This window comes from Fictibacillus sp. 18YEL24 (assembly GCF_015903855.1).
Taxonomy (GTDB): domain Bacteria; phylum Bacillota; class Bacilli; order Bacillales; family Fictibacillaceae; genus Fictibacillus; species Fictibacillus phosphorivorans_C.
The window spans coordinates 508,851-531,154 of the sequence record NZ_JACZDT010000002.1; the positions used below are offsets into that span (position 1 = coordinate 508,851).

Consider the following 22,304-nt stretch of genomic DNA (forward strand, 5'->3'; position numbering starts at 1 on the left):
TTGTATATTTATAAAGGTCTAGTATATCGGAATATGTGACAAAATCAAACCTACATTCTTAGATTCCCGATAGTAATAATTTCTAGTCCGATTTTTTTATGGTATCAGGTGGTTTATCTTTAAACAAACGTTTAGAATGGGAGGGACTATACCCATGTGGGGAGATGTGAAAAGCGTGTATAATGAACCTATTTTTCTAAAACCTGTATTCAAGGACCGAATCTGGGGCGGTACGAAGCTCCGTGATGAGTTCGGTTATGAGATTCCCACTGAAACAACGGGAGAGTGCTGGGGAATTTCCGCCCATGCGCACGGGCCGAGTGAAGTAGTGAACGGACCATTAAAAGGAGAGACATTGAATTCAGTATGGGATAAGCACCGAGAACTTTTTGCTGACCAAGAAGGTGAAGACTTTCCGTTGCTTGTAAAAATCTTGGACGCAAAGACCGACTTGTCCGTTCAAGTGCACCCTGATGATTCGTATGCGCGCGAAGTAGAAGGCGAAGCGTTCGGAAAAACAGAATGCTGGTACGTAATCGACTGTGAGCCAGGAGCAGAGCTTGTGTATGGACATCACGCGGGTTCCAAACTTCAGTTTGAAGAGATGGTAAACGAGAACCGGTGGGACGAGCTGCTTCGTAAAGTGGCGATCAAGCCAGGTGACTTCGTCTATGTACCGAACGGAACGATCCACGCGATCGGCGCAGGCACGATGATTCTTGAAACGCAGCAAAGCTCAGATGTTACGTATCGTGTGTACGATTACGACCGTCGTGATGATGAAGGGAATCTACGTGAACTGCACATTGAAAAATCGATCGAAGTCGCGATGATTCCACACGAAGACGCTGACTTTGAACCGGTGTTGTCAGGTAACGATGATTTAAGAATCAAAAAACTGGTGAAGGAGAGCTACTTTACCGTTTATCATTGGAATCTGGCTGGAGCTGTTGCTGAGGTTGAAAATCCATCTTATTTGCTCGTAAGCGTGCTAGATGGTGAAGGTGAACTGCAGGTAGAAGGTGGAACGACATCTACATTTAGCAAAGGTGATCACTTTATCGTCCCTTCAACAGTAAAAAGTTTCGGAATGAACGGTGATGCTCGGTTCATCGTGTCACATCCGACTATATAGAGAAGATGAAGCAACCGGAATGTTGGAATTCCGGTTGTTTTTTGTTTGGTATCAGGATTGGGTGAGACTTGTGAGTGAAACGGAGGCTGATTGGAGTGAAACGTTGCGTCGCTGGAGCCAAATTAGCATTGGAGTGAGCGAAACGCATCATTTATGGGGTGAAACACAGCATTGTTTGAGCGAACGTGTAACAAATAAAATAACACGTACCGTAAAACAGCATAAAAAAACATTACATACGTAATAAATCTTCAAGATGGTAAATTTTATGTTTTCCAGATTGGGAGGTTGGAAGTTCAATCGAATTTAGCAGGTGTTTGACGATATGCCGTGAGGGGATTTGAAAAAAATCACAGCATTCATTATTGGTAATAGAGGGTTTCAACAAAAAAGCATATTCTCTTAAAGCTTCAATGTGGGCAAGTTTGTCATAATGCCCGCATTTTAGACAAAACCACTTTCTCCTCGATCTAATCATAGGCAGTTTAAGGCACTCTGTACAAGCCACTCCTTTTAACAAGTCGCTTTCAGTGATTGAAAATTGTTGGAAATAGTGATGGTTCGGTTCGCTATGATGCTTAAGTAAAAGACGAGATAATTTTTTAATATCTTTTTTAGAAATCACGTCTTTCGTTCGGGTGTTCTGATATCTATGAAACTTTGCAAGTACATTAGCACTATGAGTAACCTTATTTGAAATGTTTTCATGCTGGGGAATGCTTTTAACACGTGTGTTGGAGTTACTTACGACGACGAGTGATTCGATGGGAATATAGGGGAATTTCTGTTGTTTGAGCCATTCTCTCAATAAATGTGTTTGTCGATAAACTTGTGAAATAGGGTCAGGGAAAACCTCCTCTTTGTCTTTGTATATTCGTATCAGTTGGTAAAATTCTTGGTCAAAAATCAATGTGCCGGACATGTTTTTAACTTCGAGTATGAGAAAAAAAGTTGGCGTTAAAATGAGGATGTCGATTTGAAAGTAGTTTGCCCCAAAAGGCAGGCGAAGATCATGGAAAATGTAAGTTTCGTCTTTAGGTAGTAACTCCAAGTGATAGTCGAGGGATTTTTCACCATTATAACCGGTCACACTTTTAATTAATTCAACTTCGATTTCATTACGAACAGGATGGTGAAGTGGAAATCTCTTCATAATCAACTTTAGTTTTTTAATTTTAATAGACTCTGAAGCTTTTTTTATTATCATTGCATCTCTCCTTTCTAGTTTTGAGCACTATTTCTACTTTTTTAGACAAAATCCTCCACCATCAAAAAAAATTCTGTGGTTCTTACATTAGAAAAGTACGAGTCTGGGTGAAACAGTGAACTTTCTGAGCGAAACTAGTTACCGTTGGAGCGAAAACATTGCTTTACTGAGCGAAAAGAAACGAAGTTGGAGTGAAAACCTTCAATGTTTGAGCGAACGTGTAACAAATAAAATAACACGTACCGTAAATGATTCACCAGTGACTATCAAATTGCGTGCACAATAAAAATTTCTTTGTTTTCAACTCGAGAAATATGCTATTTTAATAGTGATAAGAAAATAATTACCAAAACAAATTAGGTCTTGATTAATATTTTCACACAAAAACTGAAATGGCAGGTAGATCATATGTTAAAACAAATCAAAAAAGGTTTAGTCGTATCATGCCAAGCACTAGAAAATGAACCACTGCATAGCTCTTTTATCATGTCCAAACTCGCTCTTGCTGCAAAAGAAGGCGGAGCATCTGGTATTCGTGCGAACTCCAAAGAAGACATACTCGCGATCAAACAAGAAGTGGATCTGCCGGTTATCGGAATCGTGAAAAGAGATTATGATGACAGCGAAATCTATATCACCGCAACAAAAATAGAAATAGATGAATTAATCGAGAGCGGCTGTGAAATGATTGCAATAGATGCGACACTCAGAGAAAGACCGAAAGCGCTCACTCTAGAGGAACTCGTTTCATACGCTCGAGAGAAGAATTCGAACGTGCAGCTCATGGCTGACATCTCTTCCGTTAAAGAAGCCAAGAATGCTGAGGAACTAGGTTTTGACTGTGTTTCTACGACTCTTTTTGGGTACACGGAGGAATCTAAGAAACACAAACTGTATGAAAATGACTTTCAATTTTTAAAAGAGGTATTAAAAGAAGTATCCATCCCAGTGATTGCAGAAGGCAACATCATGACGCCCGAGATGGTAAGAGATGTACTTCATATCGGTGCTTATTCTGTTGTTGTAGGCGGTGCGATCACGCGTCCGCAGCAGATCACAGCTCGATTTGTTGCTCAAATTCCTAAATAAAAAGGATGTTTATCAATGGCTTCGTTACTCAAAGAAATACAAAGCGTGTTTTCCACGCTATCTGATAAGGAAAAGAAAATAGCGAATTACATTTTGGCCAATCCTGAAAAAGCTTCGCGAAGCCATATTCAGGAGCTTGCCGATACAACTGGCGTATCAATCAGCTCGATCACCAGATTTGCGAAAAAGGTTTCATGCCGGAATTTTGTAGAGATGAAAGTGCGTCTTGCTGGAAGTTCTGAATCCAAGGAAGAAGAGGGGATCGAACAGCAGCTTTCCTCCTCTTATCGAGATATGCTGACAGATGTCCAGGACCTAGGAGACAGAGATCAACTTCAGAAAGTCTTAGCTCACATGACAAAAGCAAAGCGGATATTTATATATGGACTTGGAAGTTCTGGGTTAGCGGCACAAGAATTAAACTATCGTTTAAGCAGAATGGGTTTTGTATGTGAATCGATTACTGATCCACACTTAATGGTTATTCGTAGCACACTCATGCAAAAAGGCGATGTGATCCTTGCATTTTCTCGTTCCGGACAAACTGTAGATCTTCTTCAATCCATTTCTAAAGGAAAAGAAAAAGGAGCTGTTGTAATAGCATTTACAGCTTTCGGGGAAACGCCACTCACCAAAATTTCAGATCTTATTTTGTGGACGGTGCATCCGCTTCGAAATCATCACCTATTAACAGGATTAGATTTAAGTACATTATATTTAATCGACAGGATCAGTCTGTATTTTTTATCGGATAGCAAACGAGAAGAAAAATATTTAGAAACGGTAGAAGCAATCAAATCACGGGAAAGATAGATTACTCCCCACCCTTTATTGGAGGCAGTGTAATGGTTAGAAAAAAAATCACCTTAAAGAATGCAACGATCTACGGCGAGACCCAAACCATGCATAGAGGCTCAATCACCATACAAAACGGAAAAATAATAGATTTGAGTACGGACTTTTTTCCAGGTGACGATCAAACAGAGGTAATCGAACTTCCTGAAACGTATCACATCGTTCCTGGAATGATTGATGTTCATATTCATGGAGCTGCAGGTGCAGACACAATGGATGCTAGCTTTGATGCGCTACAAACCATTGCGAGTGTCCTGCCTCAAGAAGGTACGACTAGCTTTCTTGCAACAACGATGACTCAGCACCAGAACAAAATTGAAAAAGCGCTTGAAAACGCAGGTTTATTTATTGAAGCTGGGCAAGTGGAAGGAACAGCTGAAACGCTCGGCGTTCATCTTGAAGGACCATTTATTTCTGAAAAAAGAGCGGGTGCACAGCCTGTCGGCGCGATCATCAAACCAGATTTAGAACTATTTAAACAGTGGCAAGATTTAGCTTCAGGGCACATTAAGCTCGTTACGATCGCACCTGAAATTAAAGGTAGTCTTGAAGTCATCTCCTATCTGCATGAACAAAATATCGTCACGTCGATCGGACATTCTGATGCGACATACGAAGAAGCGGTGTCAGGAATGAAGGCCGGCGCCTCTCATGTGACTCACCTTTATAACGGAATGCGCGGACTTCATCATCGTGAGCCTGGGGTTGTAGGAGCGGCTCTTTTACACGATGAACTAACAACTGAACTCATCGCTGATGGAATTCACGTTCGGCCGGAACTCATCTCTTTAACTTACAAACAAAAAGGAAATGAGAAAGTCGTGTTAGTGACAGATGCGATGCGGGCAAAGTGTCTTGGTGATGGGCAGTACGATCTTGGCGGCCAGGAGGTAACCGTTCAACATGAGACGGCGACACTAAAAGATGGAACACTTGCTGGCAGCATCATCAAGATGAACACAGCGGTGAAGAACATGATGCAATTTACTGGCTGTTCAATTTCTGACATCATTCAGATGACATCTGTTAACCCTGCAAAGGAGCTAAACGTGTATGACCGTAAAGGAAGTCTCGCGCCAGGAAAGGATGCCGACATCGTTGTTCTGGACGAAGATTTTGAAGTGGTGATGACTTTTTGTAAAGGGCACATCGCTTACCGGAGAGGTGATGAAGCATGAAAGTCTTAGAAGTGAGAGATTACCAAGACATGAGCTCGATTGCCGCGAGAATCATTATTGAAAAAGTTCAATCTAAACCAGATGCCAAATTAGGACTTGCCACAGGTGGAACACCGATCGGACTTTATAAGGAATTGATTCAAGATTACAGGAGTAACGGAACCTCTTATGAGAGGGTGTGTACCTTCAACTTAGATGAGTATGTTGGAATTGATGCAGATGACTCCAATAGCTATCGGTATTTTATGGAGGAAAATTTATTTGCACATATTAACGTTCCTCAATCTCAAATTCATATTCCTGATGGAACTGCAGAGGATTTAAAAGCTGAATGCGAGCGATATGATGTTGAGCTGAGCCAAGCCGAAGGTGTGGACATCCAGATCCTTGGTATCGGAAGCAACGGGCACATTGGATTTAATGAACCTGGAACTTCTTTTTATTCAAACACCCATATCGTGGAGCTTGATGAAACAACTCGTAAAGCGAATGCTAGATTTTTTGAACGTTTAGAAGACGTACCAAAGCAAGCCATTACAATGGGAATCGCGTCTATCTTAAAGGCGAAGCAGATATTACTACTCGTCTCAAGCATCAATAAAGCTGAAGTGATGAAGCAATTGTTAACTACAGATGAAGTCAATGAACAGTTGCCAGCATCTGCGTTAAAAAATCATCATAACGTAACGATTCTTGCAGACGAAGAGGCACTTTCGCTAGTAAAAAAAATTTAAAACATAAGTAAAAAGACCCTTTTTTAACAGGGTCTTTTTTCGTGTTTTTAACCTGAAACCCCTTGTCCGCCCTAATCAGATAAGAAAATGAAAATAAATTTCATAAATTTAATAATAGTGAAAATAATTTAGAAAGACATTATAATAATTTGAAAGCGTTACCAAAACAATAAAAGGAGACTGATTATGAAGAAAAAATTTAAAGTCTTAACGGGTTCCCTCCTTGCTACTAGTCTTGTATTTTCAGCTGTTGACCTGTCAGGTTCAGTTAAAGCGCAAGAAAATGTACCTTACAATGTCCTGTCCGTAAAAGATGAGTCAGGCGATCAAATGGCGATCAACGGCAAAAATCAGCTAGCCAATGATAACAAGCTCATTTTATTTAACGATGAATTTAGTTATTACACGGAAACACAAAAAGGAAGTATGGAAGTAGTATTAGAAAAAACGGGTGTAAATACATACCGTGTTGTAAAAGACACGGATGGTGACAGCGCTATTCCTGAGAACGGGATCGTTTTATCAACTGGAGATGTTTCAACGACAGAAATCAGAAACTTTTTAACACAATTGGAAGCGGGAGAGTCCGTTACATTAACTGAGCCAACTGAAAAACGTGAACAAAAACAGTCACATGCGGTAGATCCTACTAGAGAATCCAACCCAGGTGGAGCTGTATTTGATGGATTCCGTGGACCTGATCAGTTAATCGTTTATACTCCGGCGTTCGGTGAGTCCACAAAAACGAATCAATATGGCTATGAAATTACAGTAGAGAACGGTTTTGTTACAAAACTTGGAGGCGGAAACTCTAAGATTCCTAAAAACGGTTTTGTCGTGAGCGGACATGGAGTAAATTCGAGCTGGATCTCTTCCAACTCCATCATTGGTGCGAAGGTTAATGTGAGTGCAAACGGTGTTGTGGAAATCTTACAAGACGTTGAGAGTTTTCAATACCAAAGTAAACAAGCGATTGATCAAGCGAAGTCATCAATTGAAAAAGCAAAAGCAGAGTATTTAGATGTCGCGTTTGAAGAAGCGAATGCTGCGATTCAAAAAGCGGAGTCACTTTTAGCTGAAGCGGAAGCGATCAAAACAAGCGATCCTGTAAAATCATTGGATAGAACAAGACAAGCGACGCAATCCGCTTATGACGCGTACTATTATTCACTTGCTTCTCATAAAGCAGAGCAACGTGCGATCTGGTATCGCCCAGAAGAAACAACGCTTGAAGGTGTTAAGCAAGTTCTTGATCGCATGGAGAAAGCAGGCTTTAACTCCGTCTATTTAGAAACAACGTTCTGGGGTTATACAATCTATCCAAGTGAGATCATGGAGAAATATGGTCTGCCGGCACAACATCCACGCTTTGCGAATGGTGATTATGGCAAGTACGGAAAAGATCTTCTTGCTGCTTATGTTAAAGAAGGGAAAAAACGCGGCATGACAATCCAGGCGTGGACCGATGGATTTATGATCGGAGAAAGCAGCATTGGTGTTCCGTCTCAATTCGCAAAATATCCAGAGTGGGCAGCGATTCAGCGCAGCAATACAACAGGAACGTTCCAGCCAGATACAGCGAGCAAATATTACTGGCTTGATATCGCACAGCCTGATGTTCAGGATTTCATGTTAGAGATTTATAAAGAGATGCAGAAAGACTATGACATCAAAGGTCTGAACATTGATTATATGCGTTACCCTCATCATAAGTTTGAAGAGAGCTATGGTTTCAGTGAGAGAACAACACAACTTTATCTAGAAAAGACAGGAATTGATCCGTACACACTATCACCAACAACAACACCTGCAGAGTGGGAAAAATGGCTGGATTGGCTGCGAGAGCGTGAGAACGATTTTGTTGACAAGCTTCACGTTCAAACAAAAGAGATGAACAAAAAGTTTATGCTGACGGCAACACCTGAACCAGGACCTGAAGCGGCACAGATCAGCGACTGGAAAGAGGATATTGATGGCGTCATACCACAAGCATATGGACACGACTTCAATAGCATTCAAAAAACAGTAACAGAGAGCAAAAAACTGATGCCAGAAGGAACGATGTACTACACAGGAATTTACTCTTTTTATCACCACTTAAGTGAAATGGCGAGCGTGAGTGACGTTATGTCCGCGAAGTATGGAACGTCCGGTGTGAACATGTTTGCTTTTGGCCAAGCGAGTGCGCCGTCTGTAGATGCTCTAGGTAAGGGACCTTGGCGTGAGAAGGCAGTGAACCCTGGTGAGGAACCGATTCATGCTACACAAACCGTTTTAAAAGATATTGAAAAACAAATAACGAAAATCTATATACCTCAAGGTGCAATAAATAAAAAAGAAGGCATTTCTCTTAAACTAGCGATCAAAAAACTAAATAAATCAGTGGAAAAAGATATTAAGAACAGTTCTGTCATGTTTGATTCTACTGTGGCTAAAGTAGAAAAGGCAGTCACGGACGAAAAACTTGCTCCTGTGGTTGGAGAAAGAATGAAAGCTGATCTTCTTGATGCGAAAATGTGGGTGAATTACGCTTTAAAGCATCAAAAGTAATTTTACTCTACTTAAAAATTGAAACGCTGGCTCAAAAGGTACATCTAGTGACCTATTGTTGTCAGCTTTTTCATTTTAGTTTGGTACGGAGTGAAATGATGATTCTACGGGGTGAAACTTAACCATGTTGGAGTGAAACATAAGTATTTCTGAGCGAAACCCAAACTAGTTGGAGTGAAACCACTTATGAATGGAGCGAACGTGTAACAAAATATAAAATCACGTACCGTAAAAGCGCAATTATGCATCTAACCAGCAAGCGAAGAAATTAATTTTCAAAAATTAATAAAAAATGAAAATTATTTTTAAAATGGATTGAAATCTCTTAATCTAACTTTTATAATTGAGTTATCAAGAAAACGCTTACCAAAATGTTTCTGAGGGGGAAATGAAAAGTGAAGAAACGTACAAAAACATGGGTTTCTGGTTCACTAGCAGCAGCATTGTCACTAAGTTTGATCGCGTGCAGCAACGGAGAAGATGATAAGGCGAAAGGGTCTGCTAAAGATGGAGAGCTTTCCGGAGAAGTTACACTTTGGACAGCGTCATTAGCAGGTGAGCCATTTGACACCTACTTCAAAAATATCGAAAAAGACTTCGAAAAGCTTCATCCGAAACTTGATGTTGTGATCGAAGACGTTCCTCAAAATGAGATGGAGCAAAAGGTGTTAACATCGCTCACAGGTGACGATGTTCCTGATGTTGTTAACTTAAATCCTCATTATATGTCTAACATTGCTGCTCAAGGCGGACTATTAGATCTTACAGATGCGGTGAGCGAAGAGACGAAGGACTCTTTTGTAGAAGGACCATACGAGTCTGGTATGTATGACGATAAGCTATATGCTTTGCCATGGTACTTAACAACAACTGTTTCTTGGTATAACAACGATGCTTTCTCAAAAGCAGGCGTTTCAGAGCTTCCTACCGATACGAAGGGACTTTATGAAGCTGCGAAAAAAGTAAAAGACGCAACTGGAAAGCCTTCATACTTCCCGGTTATTAATGACGGAAACACGATCATGGAAAAAATGGTTTCAATCGCGAACGGAACTCCTATCGTCGAAGATGGTAAAGCAAAGTTTGCAGATAACAAAGATCTATTAGAATTCTTTGAGGCAACTCAGAAGATGTATAAAGAAGGAATCATTCCTCAAGAAGCAGCGGAAGGTTCAATTAAAACAGGTCAAGAGCTTTACATGGCAGGAAACGTTTCTATGCTTGAAGGCGGCGTAACTTTCCTAGGACCGATTGAATCAGGAGCTCCTGAAGTGTACAAAGCTTCTAAAGCAGGACAGCCGTTGAACGCAGATGATGCACCAGTGAACGTAGCGGTTATGAACTTTGCGGTACCAGCAAAAACAAAGAACGAAGATGCTGCAGTAGCACTTGCTGAGTTTGTATCGAATGCTGAAAACCAATTAGAATTCGCTAAAACGGCAGGAACCGTTCTTCCAGCTACAAAGAAATCTCTAGAAGATGACTACTTTAAGAATCCAGGAGATTCTCCAAAAGCATTCGGTATGTTAGAAGCTTCTAAGTCTTTAAGCCGTGCAGAAGTACTCATTCCTCCAACGGAAAACAGTGCTGACCTGCGTACAGCAACAAAGAACATCTTCATCCAAAACTTACAAGGTAAACTATCTCCGAAAGAAGCGTTAAAAGAACTTGCTTCTGAGTGGAACAAAGCGTTTGAAAAATCAGGTGAAAAAGTAACATTCTAATGTAGTAGATGAAGAGACTAGCTTTTTATAAAGCCTAGTCTCTACTTTTTAAAAGGGGGGTTCTAACATGAACAGAGAACCTGTTGTGCTGCCAAATGTAAAAACAAAAATCAAAGCAACAAAAAAGAAGAAAAAGTTTAGCATGAAGTTCCTTACGCCATGGCTGTTTTTACTGCCAGCTATCGTGATTCTAGCGACGTTTTTAGTGTTTCCCATCCTAGAAGCGTTCAAGTGGAGTTTTCTGGATTATAAAATCATTGCGGGTACTGGAGAATATGTTGGTCTAGCTAACTTTAAAGAGATGTTTGCAGATAAGTATTTCTGGGTTGCATTAGTCAACACGCTTACGTTCCTCGTGATCGTTTTGCCGTTAAACGTCTTTTTACCAATGATTTTAGCAGTCCTTGTAAACCAAAGAATAAGAGGAGCCGGCACGTTCCGCGTTCTCTACTATCTACCAGTTATCACACCAATGGTAGTAGCTGCGCTCATGTGGAAGATGCTTTATTCACAAAGCGGTATTATCTCTGAGTTTTTAGTAAAACTAGGCGTGTTCGATGGTCCTACCAATCTACTGGTTCAATCATCAACCGCACTAACAGCGGTAGCAGCCATCACTGTTTGGAAGGGACTTGGCTATTATATGATTATCTATTTAGCTGGTCTGCAATCGATTCCAAAGGATGTTTATGAGTCTGCAAGTATTGATGGAGCATCTGTTTGGAAGCAGTTTACGAAGATTACAATTCCTATGCTGACGCCATCTATTACACTCGTATCGGTTATGACGATCATTGCCGGAATGAAAGTCTTTGAAGAGATCGCCTTAACAACAGGCGGTGGTCCATCAGGTGCGACCACTACGCTCGTAATGTACATCTACAACAAATTTATGAGTCTTGACGTAAGTATCGCGTCTGCTGCAGGTATCGTGTTACTCGTACTTGCGATCGCCGCATCACTTTTACAGATGAAGTTAACAAGTAAACGCGAAGACGATCTACGTGTTTAATAGATTGGGGGGAATCTCATGAAATCAAAACAAAACAGTAAAATATGGCTTTACGCCGTTATGGTACTCATCACTGTACTAACGGTCGGACCGTTTCTGATCACATTATTTATGGCAATGAAATCAGGAAGTGAAGGCATCTACACAAGTCTTCTTCCAAAAGATCCAACACTTGCAAACTTCGTAACGGCATTTGAAAAAGCGAACTTTGGACTTTATTTTATGAACACAGCGATTATTACAGTCATCGCGATTCCTTTAAACTTATTGTTCTGCAGCTTAGCAGCATATCCGCTTGCACGAATGGACTTTAGAGGACGAAGTGTTGTTCTGGCACTCATTATCTCAACGATGATGGTTCCGTTTCAGCTATACATGGCTCCACTTTTTCAGCTAGCAGGAGAACTTGGACTAAGAAACACACATATCGGTCTTGTTGTGATGCAGGTTTCAACAGCGTTCGGAATCTTTTTAATGCGCCAAGCCTATCTGCGTATCCCAAAAGAACTTGAAGAATCGGCTTACTTAGACGGCGCAAACCGCTTTAAAGTATGGTATCTCGTTGTATTGCCCCTTGTGAAACCAACGCTTGTAACTCTGGCGATCTTCACATTCATGGGCACATGGGGTGATTACTTATGGCCGCTGCTTAACTCAACAGAAAGCAGCATGTACACGTTATCCATCGGGCTCGCACAGCTTTCACAGAACTTTGACGGGTCCAATTTAAAATTAATCTCTGCCGCATCCATACTAACGACAATTCCTACTTTACTAATCTTTATCTGGCTGCAAAAGTACTTTATTTCAGGAGCAACAGACGGAGCGGTAAAAGGATAACCTACATTACGATATCTTTTTAAGAGGTGAATTCATTTGAGTACCCTATCTTTTTTCGGCAAAGAAGTTCCTGTCATCTATGATGTAGATTGTGTTGTGGTCGGTGGAGGTACGGGAGGAGCTGCTACAGCGATCTCTGCATTAGAAGAAAATCTCTCCACTTTAGTCGTAGAAAAAACCATTTCCCTCGGAGGAACTCAAACGAATTCCCTTGTTTCTCCTATGATGCCGACTCATGTGAAAACACAGCGCATTAACGGTTTAATCACTGAGCGTTTAAACAAAGAAAATGTAGAAACGAACGACGGAACGACAGCATGCAGCTGGTTTAACGTTGAGTCTTTAAGTTATGTGCTCGAACAGCTCATCACAGAACGCGGAGGCAGCATTCTGTATGATGCGAATTTTATAGACTGCATAAAGGAAAATGGAAAAATTACGCATATTATCGTCAACACATGTGATGGGCTTATAGCGATTTCAGGGAAAACGTTCGTTGATGCTACAGCAGATGCCGTTCTTTCTCGTTCAGCAGGTGTTGAAGTTGTGAGCGGAAATAAAGATGGTGAAAACCAGCAGATCTCTTTTCGATTTGAAATGGGCGGGATTGATATTCCAGAGTTGCGAACGTTTATCCTCTCTCAGAATGAGACGTTTTGTAAGATCGAAAATCCTGACTTTTTTGAGATCGCGATGGTTCCTGGTAAAGGGCATGTGCTAGAGCCTTATTTTAGGGAAGCACTGGCAAACGATGATTTACAAGAAGAGGATCTGCGGTACTTCCAAGCGTTTACACAACCAGGAAAACCCACAGTCATGTCATTCAATTGCCCGCACATTCCAGGCATCACGAAAACAACAGATCCGAAGCTTCGTTCAGAGGCTGTTGTAAAAGGAAGACAAATGATTCGCAGGCTCGCAACCTTTTTACCAAAATACATTCCGGGATTCCAGAACGCGTTTCTATTGAAAGAAGCGAATCAGCTTGGTATTCGTGAATCATACCGCATTGTAGGTCAATATGTGCTCACTGAACAGGACTATGTAGACCGTGCTCGATTTGAAGACGGAATTGCTCGAGGCGACTGGTACATTGATGTTCACAGCGTTACAAAGGAATCGGTAAATGAAGCGAAATTTTCTCGCGGAGAATATTACGAGATTCCTTATCGTTCCCTTATCACATTTGAAGTGGAAAATTTAGTTGTTGTAGGCAGACACATCTCTAGCACATTTTTGATGCAAGCCTCTCTTCGCATTCAGCCGACTGTTCGTGATATGGGGCAAGCGGCAGGAATGGCCTGCGCGTATTCGATTAAAAACAACATGGCATTAAATACATTGAACGGTGCACATCTGAAACAGCAGCTTCAAATGGTGGAGGAGTTTTAAATGAAGAACATAAATACAGTAAACATATTGAACCATACGCATTGGGACCGTGAATGGTATGAAACGTTTGAAGAGTTTCGATTCAGACTTCGCAACGGACTCCGCTATACACAGGACCTGTTGAATGATGGGAAGATCGATAACTTCTTTTTAGACGGGCAGACGATCGTTCTTGATGATTATCAAGAGATCGTAAGTGATGAAGAGTATGCGCGTCTTCTTGCTTTTATAAGAGAAGGAAAAATAGAGGTTGGCCCTTGGTATCTGCTAGCGGATGAGTTTCTCGTTTCAGGTGAGTCCATGATCAAGAACTTAGAGATTGGAACAAGCACAGCAAAGAAACTAGGTTCACCGCACAATATCGGATATTTGCCAGATACGTTCGGACACATTAGTCAGATGCCGCAAATTTTACGAAATTACGGAATTGATTCTGCACTTATTTTCCGTGGTGCTATATCGGACCGTTTTGAAAACACATGGGCAGGTGCAGACGGAACGAAGGTATTTACGATGGTCTTGCCACTATTTGAAGGGTATTATCAAACTTTCCTTAAATCTAAGGATTTTGTGGAGAAGACGAAAACCTATTTAGAAGGAAATGCTCCTTATTTAACTTCTGGCCATGCTTTAATTATGAACGGAGCCGACCATACGTTTACGAGCTCAGATGTGAATGAAAGAGTGAAGAAGCTGAGTGAAGAAATGCCTGATATCGCGTTTAAGCAAACATTGATGTCAGATTATGTGAACTCGATTTCTGGAATGAAACAGGAGGCAACAATCTCTGGGGAACAACGCGACCCATCCAAGATCTTCATTCTACCTGGTGTGTATTCCACGAGATCTTATTTAAAAAATCAGAACCAAATGTGTGAAGACCATGCAGTTGGAATCATGGAAGCATTAAACGTTTGGACAAATGGTCGTTCAGATTCTGCAAAGTTCATGGAGTATGTGTGGAAGCTGATTTTACAAAACCAGCCTCATGACAGCATCTGCGGATGCAGTGTGGACGCGGTTCATGATGAGATGGAGACTCGAACGCAAAAAGTGTTAAGCGCGATCAGTCGATTTTCAAAAGATATTCTTCACGATGAATTTCCGTTTGAGTATCTTGATGATTCAGTAGATAACGGCTACTTATATGTGGTCAATAACACACCGATTGCTTCAAGTTATCCTGTAACAGCAACGATACGCATCCCAGCTCCATTAGACAAAGGTTCAATCAAACTGTTTCATAACGAAGAGGAGATTTCGTTTGACGTGTTGAAAAGAGAACGTCGGGAAGAATTTATTCATCATATTTTAGCTGAGCCTCATTATGGGGATTATGTGATCTATGATGTAAGCTTCTCAATTCCATTTGACGGTGCTGAAATGAAAGTGCTTCGAATTGACACTGTGGAAGATGAATTCGAAGTTGTTGAAAGTAGTGCGTTGCCATTCATTCAAAACGACTTTTATAAAATAGAATGGAACGAGGACAGTTTAACGATCACGGACTTAGAAACAGGCGAGAAACATAAGAATCAGCATCATTTCACTTCGTCCCTAGATGGTGGAGACACGTACAATTATTCACCACCTCTGAATGATAGAATGAGTAAAGCTGTTATTACAGGGGTATCGGACATCCTTAAGGGAGAGACGTTCCAGTCAGCTACTGTACATTATGAACTGAAATTGCCTGCTTCACTGAACGAAGACCGATCAGGTCCGAGTGAGGCTGAAACCACAAATACGATGAAAACAACGATTACCCTTCATAAAGGGAAAAGATTCATCTATTTTAAAACGAAGGTAAACAATACAGCGAAAGACCAAAAGCTGAAGGTTGGATTTTCAACGTCAACAGCCGATATTAGCTATGCAGATACAGCGTTTGACCTGCTAAAAAGGGAAACGCTTCGAGATAAGAAATACGATATGCCGAAAAACAAAGAAGCCGTTATGAATCAATATCCGACTCAATCCACAGTGATCGCAAATGAACATCAGCTTCTTCACCGCGGTTTACAAGAATATGAAGTAGATTCCTTGGAAGGAAGCGACCATATTTTTTTAACGATGATTCGTAGTGTTGGCTGGTTGTCGAGACGCGACCTGCGTACGCGTGGAAATGGGGCTGGACCAGGTTTTGAAACATCTGGTGCACAATGTCTTGGTGAGTATGAATTTGAATATGGATTGGTTCTTGGAAAGAACAACATGAGTTTAAACAACGGGAAGTTCTTGCGTCAGAAAGTGTTGACTCACCAATCACATGTGAAAAAAGAGGATCAAAAGCTATTTAAACTTTCAACAGCTGAGGTTGCTTTTTCCTCATTCATGTTGAAGGAAGAAAATACGTTTGATATTCGTCTGTTCAATCCTTCGCTTGAGGATGTGAATACAGATTTAATTCTTGGTTTTGATCCTGAAGAGCTGTATGAAGTTGATTTTACTGGGGAAATCATTTCCAACTTTTCTGCAGCAAAACAAACAGCCATTACGTTTGGCCCTAAACAAATCAAAACCATTCGTGTAAAAAGGAAAGGCCGGTAATGAAGGGATCAAATACTCCGTCCTTAGAAAATGAAGGTGATCATGATGAGAAAGTTTGTAGCATTTGACATAGGCGGGACATTAATTAAATACGGTGTTATTTCAGAAGATGGTACGTTTATTGAAAAATTCGAAGTGCCAACAGAGGCGCAGCTTGGCGGACCCGTAATCGTTCAAAAAGTGAAGCAATGTGGAGAGCAGCTGATGAAGCAGCATGAGATTAGTGGAATCTGTGTCAGCACGGCTGGCCAAGTAGATTCTAAAGAAGGTGTAATACTGTTTGCTTCATCTTTAATTCCCAACTACACAGGAACCAAGTTGAAGCAGGAACTAGAGGGACACTTTAACTTGCCTGTAGAAGTAGAAAACGATGTGAATTGTGCCGGACTTGCGGAGTCTTGGATAGGAACTGGGAAAGATTCGAAGAGCTTGTTCTGTCTGACGATTGGTACAGGGATCGGCGGAAGCTACATTTTAGATAATAAACTTCACACCGGCCACAGCTTTAGCGGTGGTGAGATTGGTTATATCCCGATCGAAGGTGGTCAGTTTGAAGAACTAGCTTCCACACGCGTTTTAATTAAAAATGTGGCGAAACGAAAAGAAGTAGCTGAAATTGAGCTTGATGGCAAACAGATTTTTGAGATGGCTCAAAACGGTGATGAAATATGCATCGAGGAAATCGAACGCCTTGTGTATTACCTATCAAAAGGAATCGCAACGATTGCATACATGATGAATCCGGAAACGATTATCATCGGCGGAGGCATTACAGCTCAAAAAGATTACCTTCTGCCTTTAATCATGAAGCAGCTCGAGATCGATGTGATTCCAGCTATCTTAGCGAAAACGAAGATCGAGATCGCCCGTAACTTAAATAATGCTGGAATGGTCGGAGCTCTACGTCATTTCTTGCTTCAAGAATCTCTGCAGCCGCTTAAGAGCATCACAACAATGATCGAGTCGAACAGACACAAGCTGACGAAACGCGAGCAGATGATCGCAAAATATATTATCACGAATTTAGAGTCATTCCCGAACAGAACCATTTCAGAACTGTCGCGACAGATCGACGTATCAGAAGCAACGATTACTCGTTTTTGCCAAAAGCTTGAGTTTGGTTCCTACAATAAGCTTCGATTGATGGCAAAAGAAGCATCTGTTAGCACAAGGCTTTTCGAACCATCTGAAAGCAGTCATTTAACAGGTGTTAAAGAGACGTATGTAAAAATGCTGAAGAAGTTCGATACGCTCTACGAGTTAAAAGATGTTGAAAAAGTAAAACAACAAGTAACTAACGCAGAACAAATATACTTGTATGGCGGAAACAAGCTGTCTTTTATAGCCGATCAAATGAAGTATAAATTGATGAGACTTGGTAAGAAAGCAGACACCTTTTTGTCTGCGTATGAGATGGAACTGTCGGCATACACACTAGATTCAAATACACTGGTTATCGGACTTAGTGCTTCTGGTTATGATTCAGAAGTGGTTGGTATGTTGAGGCAAGCTAAGAAATTAGGGTGCGAAACGATTGGGGTGACCAGCCAACAGGATTCTCCGATAGCAGATGTTTCGAATACGCGATTACTTATTCCAGCGACAGATGATATTGCGGGTGACGATAACTCTATTTGTGAAGTTTCCGCATTCTACCTGATGGATGTAATTTTAAAAGAACTGCAAAACGACGACTATAAGACGGAAAAACAAAAAGAGATTATTTAAACGTGTGATTCGGTTTCAATTTACGCTTAAATTGAATTATTATGACGCAAATGAGCAGGTTGGACATAGTTTTAAAGTTGTAAAAGAGGGATGAAGTTTGTATTTTGGGGTGTTGGAGCGAAAAGCGGGCTCCACTGAGCGAAACGGTGGTCAGTTGGAGCGAAACTGTGGTTCCACGGGGCTAAACGGAAGATGTTTGGAGCGAAAAGCGGCCATGTTTGAGCGAACGTGTAATAAATATAAGAACACGTACCGTTAAAACAGACATAATACAGAACTATGGTGCAGAACGAAGCCCAACTGCCGACTGGCACGCTTGCAACCGCACCTTTTCGCATAACAACTTCCTATATATACAAATTGAAAAGAAAGGGAGAAAATATGACACTACAAAATATTTTCTCCTTTTTACGTATGAAGGGTGAACGGTCATGAACGCATATGATGAAGCAATGGAACAACTTCTAAATTACAAACCTGAACAGACAAAAAAAGCCGATTTCGAGGAATTTTGGGATGGATTAAAAGTTGAAGATCAGGAGTATCCTCTGAATGTAGAAGTGAAGGAGCGAACATACAGCGTTCCTGGCGTAGAAGTCTATGACGTGGCTTTTGACGGATTTCGCAATTCGCGCATCCACGGGGTTTACGTTACACCAAAAGTTGTAAAAAAAGATGCTCCAGCTGCTGTCATCTTTCATGGCTACAACTGGAACACGCTGCAGCCGCATTATACGTTTAAGCATGTGATTCAGGGAATACCCGTTTTATTAGTAGACGTAAGAGGACAGAGTGTGAAATCGGCGGATAAGAATTCCTACCAAAATGGCGGAGCGGCTGGTTGGCTAACACAGGGGATTTTCGACCGTAACCAATATTATTACACACATGTTTACATGGATTGTTACCGAAGTGTTGACGTTGTTCGAAAGCTTTCTGGAAAAAGGGACGTTTATCTTGAAGGCGGCAGTCAGGGTGGAGGATTGGCCATTGCCACTGCTGCTTTACAAAAGGACATCACCTTAACGTTATGCGACATTCCGTTTATGACGGACTTTGAACGTTCCGTTAGTCTTGCTGCAGAAGGACCTTATACAGAGATTTCGCATTATTTTAAAGTTCACGATCCGCAGCATAAAACATCAGCTAAAATCTTTGAAACACTAAGTTATGTGGACGCGATGAATCTCGCAAGCTCTGTAACGTGTCCGGTTCTTTTATCAGTTGGAATGATCGATCCCGTATGTCCGCCGTTAAGCGCTTTTGTTTTGTATCATCATTTAGGCGGGCCAAAGGAAATCAGAACGTACCGTGAATACGGGCACGAAGTTCCTATGATTCATGAAGAAGAAAAGCTGAAATTTATTCATTCTTATATAAAAAGTATGTAGCGAAAGAAGGCTGAACGCATGAAGATTGCTTATTTACCAATAGATGAACGTCCTTGCAACATCACATACGTCCAGATGATTGCGAAGTCTTCACACGATGTAGAGTTGTTTGTTCCTGGACCTGAACTTCTAGGTTATAAAAAGAAGGCGGCGAATACAGAAGAATTGTGGAACTGGCTAAGAAATCTAGCCGGGGAAGTGGACGCTCTTATTTTAAGCATTGATATGCTGGTATACGGCGGGCTGCTTCCATCCAGACTTCATTATTTTACTGAAAAAGAAAGTGCGATATGGGTAGAACGCTTGCGCTCGTTGCGCCAAGATTATCCGAATCTAGGAATCTATGCATCGAACTTGATCATGCGCACGCCAAAATACAGTTCCAGCGACGAGGAACCCGATTATTATGAACACTGGGGCCGGGAATTGTTTTTACGCTCTTATTTGTTGGATAAAAAGAAGCGCGAGAAGTTAACAGAGGATGAGATGAAACAGCTTAGTGAGATCAAGGCTACGTTGCCAAAAGAGCATATTGAAGACTACGAGACGAGACGTGCTTTCAATTCAAACATGAATGTACAAATGCTAGATTTGGTTAAGGAAGGCGTGTTAACGTTTTTATCCATTCCTCAGGATGACAGTTCTGAATACGGATATACAGCCATTGATCAAAGCGCTGTGGTGACAAAAAGAGAACAGCTGCGTTTATATAAAAACGTTCACATGTACCCTGGTGCAGATGAAGTAGGGGCTACATTACTGTCTCGAGTTTACAATGATATACGAAGTCAGATACCTAAAATTTTTCCAATTTGGAGCAGTACGCTCGGCCCGCAACTTGTGCCGATGTATGAAGATCGTCCTTTTGCAGAAAGTTTAAAAGCGCATGTCTTAGCTGCGGGGTGTCAGTTGGTGGATCGTGCTGATGATGCCGATCTAGTGCTCGCTTATAATACCCCTGGCCGTGTGATGCAAGAGTCATGGGAACAGAATGTAAAGGACATCACGTACACAAGTTTCCGAAATATGCTCACGTTTGTGGATGAGATTAAACAATTTATCAACTCAGGGGAAAACGTCATTGTGGCGGATTCCGCATATGCCAATGGCGGAGACCGCGAGTTGATCACCATTTTAGATGAAGAGGGTATTCTTGATCAGCTCGTGTCATACAAAGGATGGAACACGAACTGTAATACGTTAGGCACAACCATCTGCCAAGGTGTGTTGGGTGCTGATGGTAAACAGACAGAGATCCAGCAAAATCTGATTTACCACCTATTTGATGATTATTTTTATCAAGCGGAGATTCGTATGGAAATGAACACAGATTTTCTGCCGAAGTATGATTTGAATTATTTTGATCTGAAAGATGAAGCGGTTCGTGTTAATGAAGAACGTAATGATCGTATGTTAACCAGATTTAATGAACAGATTCTTCATAGTTTTAAAAAGTTTAAAATCAATAATCTGAAAACATTTGCTCCATGGAACCGAATGTTTGAATGCGGTCTCTCATTTAATATTAAGGATGCTACAGGTAAGGAGTGATTTGTTGTGAAATTAGGCGCAATTGAAGCAGGCGGCACTAAGTTTGTGTGTGGAATTGGAAATGAGGACGGGGAAGTTATTGAGAGAATCTCTATCCCAACAACAACCCCTGAAGAAACGATGAGACACGTTGTTGATTATTTTAAGGAAAAAAAGGTGGATGCTCTAGGAGTTGGTTCATTCGGACCGGTTGATCTTGATGTTTCAAGTGCAACTTATGGATACATAACAAGTACGCCAAAAGAACATTGGAATCAGTATGATTTAGTGGGAGAACTGAAAAACCATTTTCATGTTCCAATCGGATTTGATACGGATGTGAATGCAGCCGCTCTAGGTGAATCTCTCTGGGGTGCCGCCAAAGGACTAGACAGCTGTCTGTATATGACAGTCGGAACAGGAATTGGTGTAGGAGCCGTTTCCGAAGGGAAACTGATACACGGGATGCTTCATCCAGAGATGGGCCACATTCTCGTTAGGCGACATGTTGAAGACCATTTTGCAGGAAGCTGTCCGTTTCATGGTGATTGTCTAGAAGGTATGGCGTCAGGTCCCGCGATCGAAGCACGCTGGGGGAAGAAGGGCGTGGAGCTAGCGTCAAATCTAGAGGTGTGGGAGCTAGAAGCTTATTATCTCGCACAAGCTCTTGTAAACTATATTTTGGTGCTCTCTCCAAAACGAATTGTGATCGGCGGTGGTGTTATGAAACAAGAACATCTATTTCCGCTCGTTCGAAACGTGGTGGTTCAGCTGTTAAACGGCTACATTCAACATGAAAATGTACTGAATCAAATCGAAAAGTATATTGTACCGCCTGATTTGGGTGACAATGCAGGTTTGTGTGGGGCATTAGCGCTGGCAAGACAGGCGTATGCTATTAAAAAGACAAGCTGACTCTGGAGAAAGAGTCAGCTTGTCTTTTTCTATCGTTGTTTACTCTTTTGAGGTAAGCAGCTGGCTAACGTTAATAAGAGAATCATCGCTTCCGATATCGTAATGAACAGAATGAGGTATTTTTGACCATCGTCAATCCAGCTCCCTTTGTTTAGTAGTAGTAAACCAATCATCGCTAGCAAGACTATGTTGGCTTTCCCTAAAAATGAAAATCCTCGTTTTAATGAAAAGGTTTTGTTCATGGGCAATTCTCCTTGAAACTATCTAGTATATAAAACAATCATCATTACTAAAGGGTATAAAAAACGATTAATCTCTTAAATTATCCATTAAACATAATAAATAGGATCCACCAGTTAATAAGCAGAAGAAAAAAGAAAATGAGAGCCAACAATTTGTTTAAGATCAAAGGTAATTGACTTATTACAGATTGAACACTATGGTTCAGACTGAAAAACGCAAATGTAGTGTATT

General features: G+C 41.1%; 18 protein-coding genes. 16 read left to right on the forward strand and 2 right to left on the reverse strand.

The window, feature by feature from the left end; translation table 11 throughout:
* Positions 1 to 175 precede the first annotated feature (175 nt).
* Together manA and HU823_RS07970 are read left to right on the forward strand one after the other, a co-directional pair.
* A complete protein-coding gene (manA, locus tag HU823_RS07965; protein ID WP_197222002.1) occupies positions 176 to 1,135 on the forward strand; it encodes a mannose-6-phosphate isomerase, class I in 960 nt (319 codons plus the stop codon).
* Between the two features lie 70 nt (positions 1,136 to 1,205).
* A complete protein-coding gene (locus HU823_RS07970; protein WP_197221721.1) occupies positions 1,206 to 1,379 on the forward strand; it encodes a hypothetical protein in 174 nt (57 codons plus the stop codon).
* On the opposite strand, the gene HU823_RS07975 is transcribed toward HU823_RS07970, so the two are convergent.
* Positions 1,368 to 2,342, reverse strand: a complete 975-nt coding sequence (locus HU823_RS07975) for a nuclease-related domain-containing protein (protein ID WP_197221722.1) — start codon at positions 2,340 to 2,342, stop codon at positions 1,368 to 1,370. The genes HU823_RS07970 and HU823_RS07975 overlap by 12 nt on opposite strands.
* Positions 2,343 to 2,750: 408 nt before the next feature.
* Between HU823_RS07975 and HU823_RS07980 the strand changes: the two genes are divergently transcribed.
* From HU823_RS07980 to HU823_RS08045, 14 genes are all read left to right on the forward strand, one after another.
* Positions 2,751 to 3,431: an N-acetylmannosamine-6-phosphate 2-epimerase gene (locus HU823_RS07980; protein ID WP_197221723.1), complete on the forward strand. Its 681-nt coding sequence runs from the start codon at positions 2,751 to 2,753 to the stop codon at positions 3,429 to 3,431.
* Between the two features lie 15 nt (positions 3,432 to 3,446).
* Positions 3,447 to 4,244, forward strand: a complete 798-nt coding sequence (locus HU823_RS07985) for a MurR/RpiR family transcriptional regulator (protein ID WP_144697637.1) — start codon at positions 3,447 to 3,449, stop codon at positions 4,242 to 4,244.
* Between the two features lie 32 nt (positions 4,245 to 4,276).
* A complete protein-coding gene (gene nagA, locus HU823_RS07990) occupies positions 4,277 to 5,464 on the forward strand; it encodes an N-acetylglucosamine-6-phosphate deacetylase (protein WP_197221724.1) in 1,188 nt (395 codons plus the stop codon).
* A complete protein-coding gene (nagB, locus tag HU823_RS07995) occupies positions 5,461 to 6,198 on the forward strand; it encodes a glucosamine-6-phosphate deaminase (RefSeq protein ID WP_197221725.1) in 738 nt (245 codons plus the stop codon). The genes nagA and nagB overlap by 4 nt, the downstream gene beginning before the upstream one ends.
* A 186-nt stretch (positions 6,199 to 6,384) precedes the next feature.
* Complete coding sequence (locus HU823_RS08000; RefSeq protein WP_197221726.1) at positions 6,385 to 8,748, forward strand: glycoside hydrolase family 10 protein; 2,364 nt, start codon at positions 6,385 to 6,387, stop codon at positions 8,746 to 8,748.
* Between the two features lie 395 nt (positions 8,749 to 9,143).
* The gene (locus HU823_RS08005; RefSeq protein WP_144697645.1) at positions 9,144 to 10,472 is read left to right on the forward strand and encodes an ABC transporter substrate-binding protein; all 1,329 of its coding nucleotides are present in this window, start codon (positions 9,144 to 9,146) and stop codon (positions 10,470 to 10,472) included.
* Positions 10,473 to 10,539: 67 nt separating this feature from the next.
* Positions 10,540 to 11,484, forward strand: coding sequence for a carbohydrate ABC transporter permease (locus HU823_RS08010; protein ID WP_197221727.1), 945 nt, complete (start codon positions 10,540 to 10,542; stop codon positions 11,482 to 11,484).
* Positions 11,485 to 11,502: 18 nt separating this feature from the next.
* Positions 11,503 to 12,324 (forward strand): carbohydrate ABC transporter permease, encoded by an 822-nt coding sequence (locus tag HU823_RS08015; protein ID WP_197221728.1) that lies wholly within the window; start codon positions 11,503 to 11,505, stop codon positions 12,322 to 12,324.
* Between the two features lie 36 nt (positions 12,325 to 12,360).
* On the forward strand, positions 12,361 to 13,716 hold the full coding sequence (locus HU823_RS08020) for an FAD-dependent oxidoreductase (protein WP_197221729.1): 1,356 nt from the start codon (positions 12,361 to 12,363) through the stop codon (positions 13,714 to 13,716).
* Positions 13,717 to 16,266, forward strand: a complete 2,550-nt coding sequence (locus HU823_RS08025) for a glycoside hydrolase family 38 C-terminal domain-containing protein (protein WP_197221730.1) — start codon at positions 13,717 to 13,719, stop codon at positions 16,264 to 16,266.
* A 42-nt stretch (positions 16,267 to 16,308) separates the two neighbouring features.
* Complete coding sequence (locus HU823_RS08030) at positions 16,309 to 17,994, forward strand: ROK family protein (RefSeq protein ID WP_197221731.1); 1,686 nt, start codon at positions 16,309 to 16,311, stop codon at positions 17,992 to 17,994.
* A 431-nt stretch (positions 17,995 to 18,425) separates the two neighbouring features.
* The gene (locus tag HU823_RS08035; RefSeq protein ID WP_197221732.1) at positions 18,426 to 19,385 is read left to right on the forward strand and encodes an acetylxylan esterase; all 960 of its coding nucleotides are present in this window, start codon (positions 18,426 to 18,428) and stop codon (positions 19,383 to 19,385) included.
* A gap of 18 nt (positions 19,386 to 19,403) precedes the next feature.
* Positions 19,404 to 20,936, forward strand: a complete 1,533-nt coding sequence (locus tag HU823_RS08040) for a DUF4127 family protein (RefSeq protein ID WP_197221733.1) — start codon at positions 19,404 to 19,406, stop codon at positions 20,934 to 20,936.
* A 6-nt stretch (positions 20,937 to 20,942) separates the two neighbouring features.
* Positions 20,943 to 21,830, forward strand: a complete 888-nt coding sequence (locus HU823_RS08045) for an ROK family protein (RefSeq protein WP_197221734.1) — start codon at positions 20,943 to 20,945, stop codon at positions 21,828 to 21,830.
* Positions 21,831 to 21,859: 29 nt separating this feature from the next.
* Here HU823_RS08045 and HU823_RS08050 read toward each other — a convergent pair whose 3' ends face one another.
* On the reverse strand, positions 21,860 to 22,072 hold the full coding sequence (locus HU823_RS08050) for a hypothetical protein (protein ID WP_191752604.1): 213 nt from the start codon (positions 22,070 to 22,072) through the stop codon (positions 21,860 to 21,862).
* Positions 22,073 to 22,304: the final 232 nt, after the last annotated feature.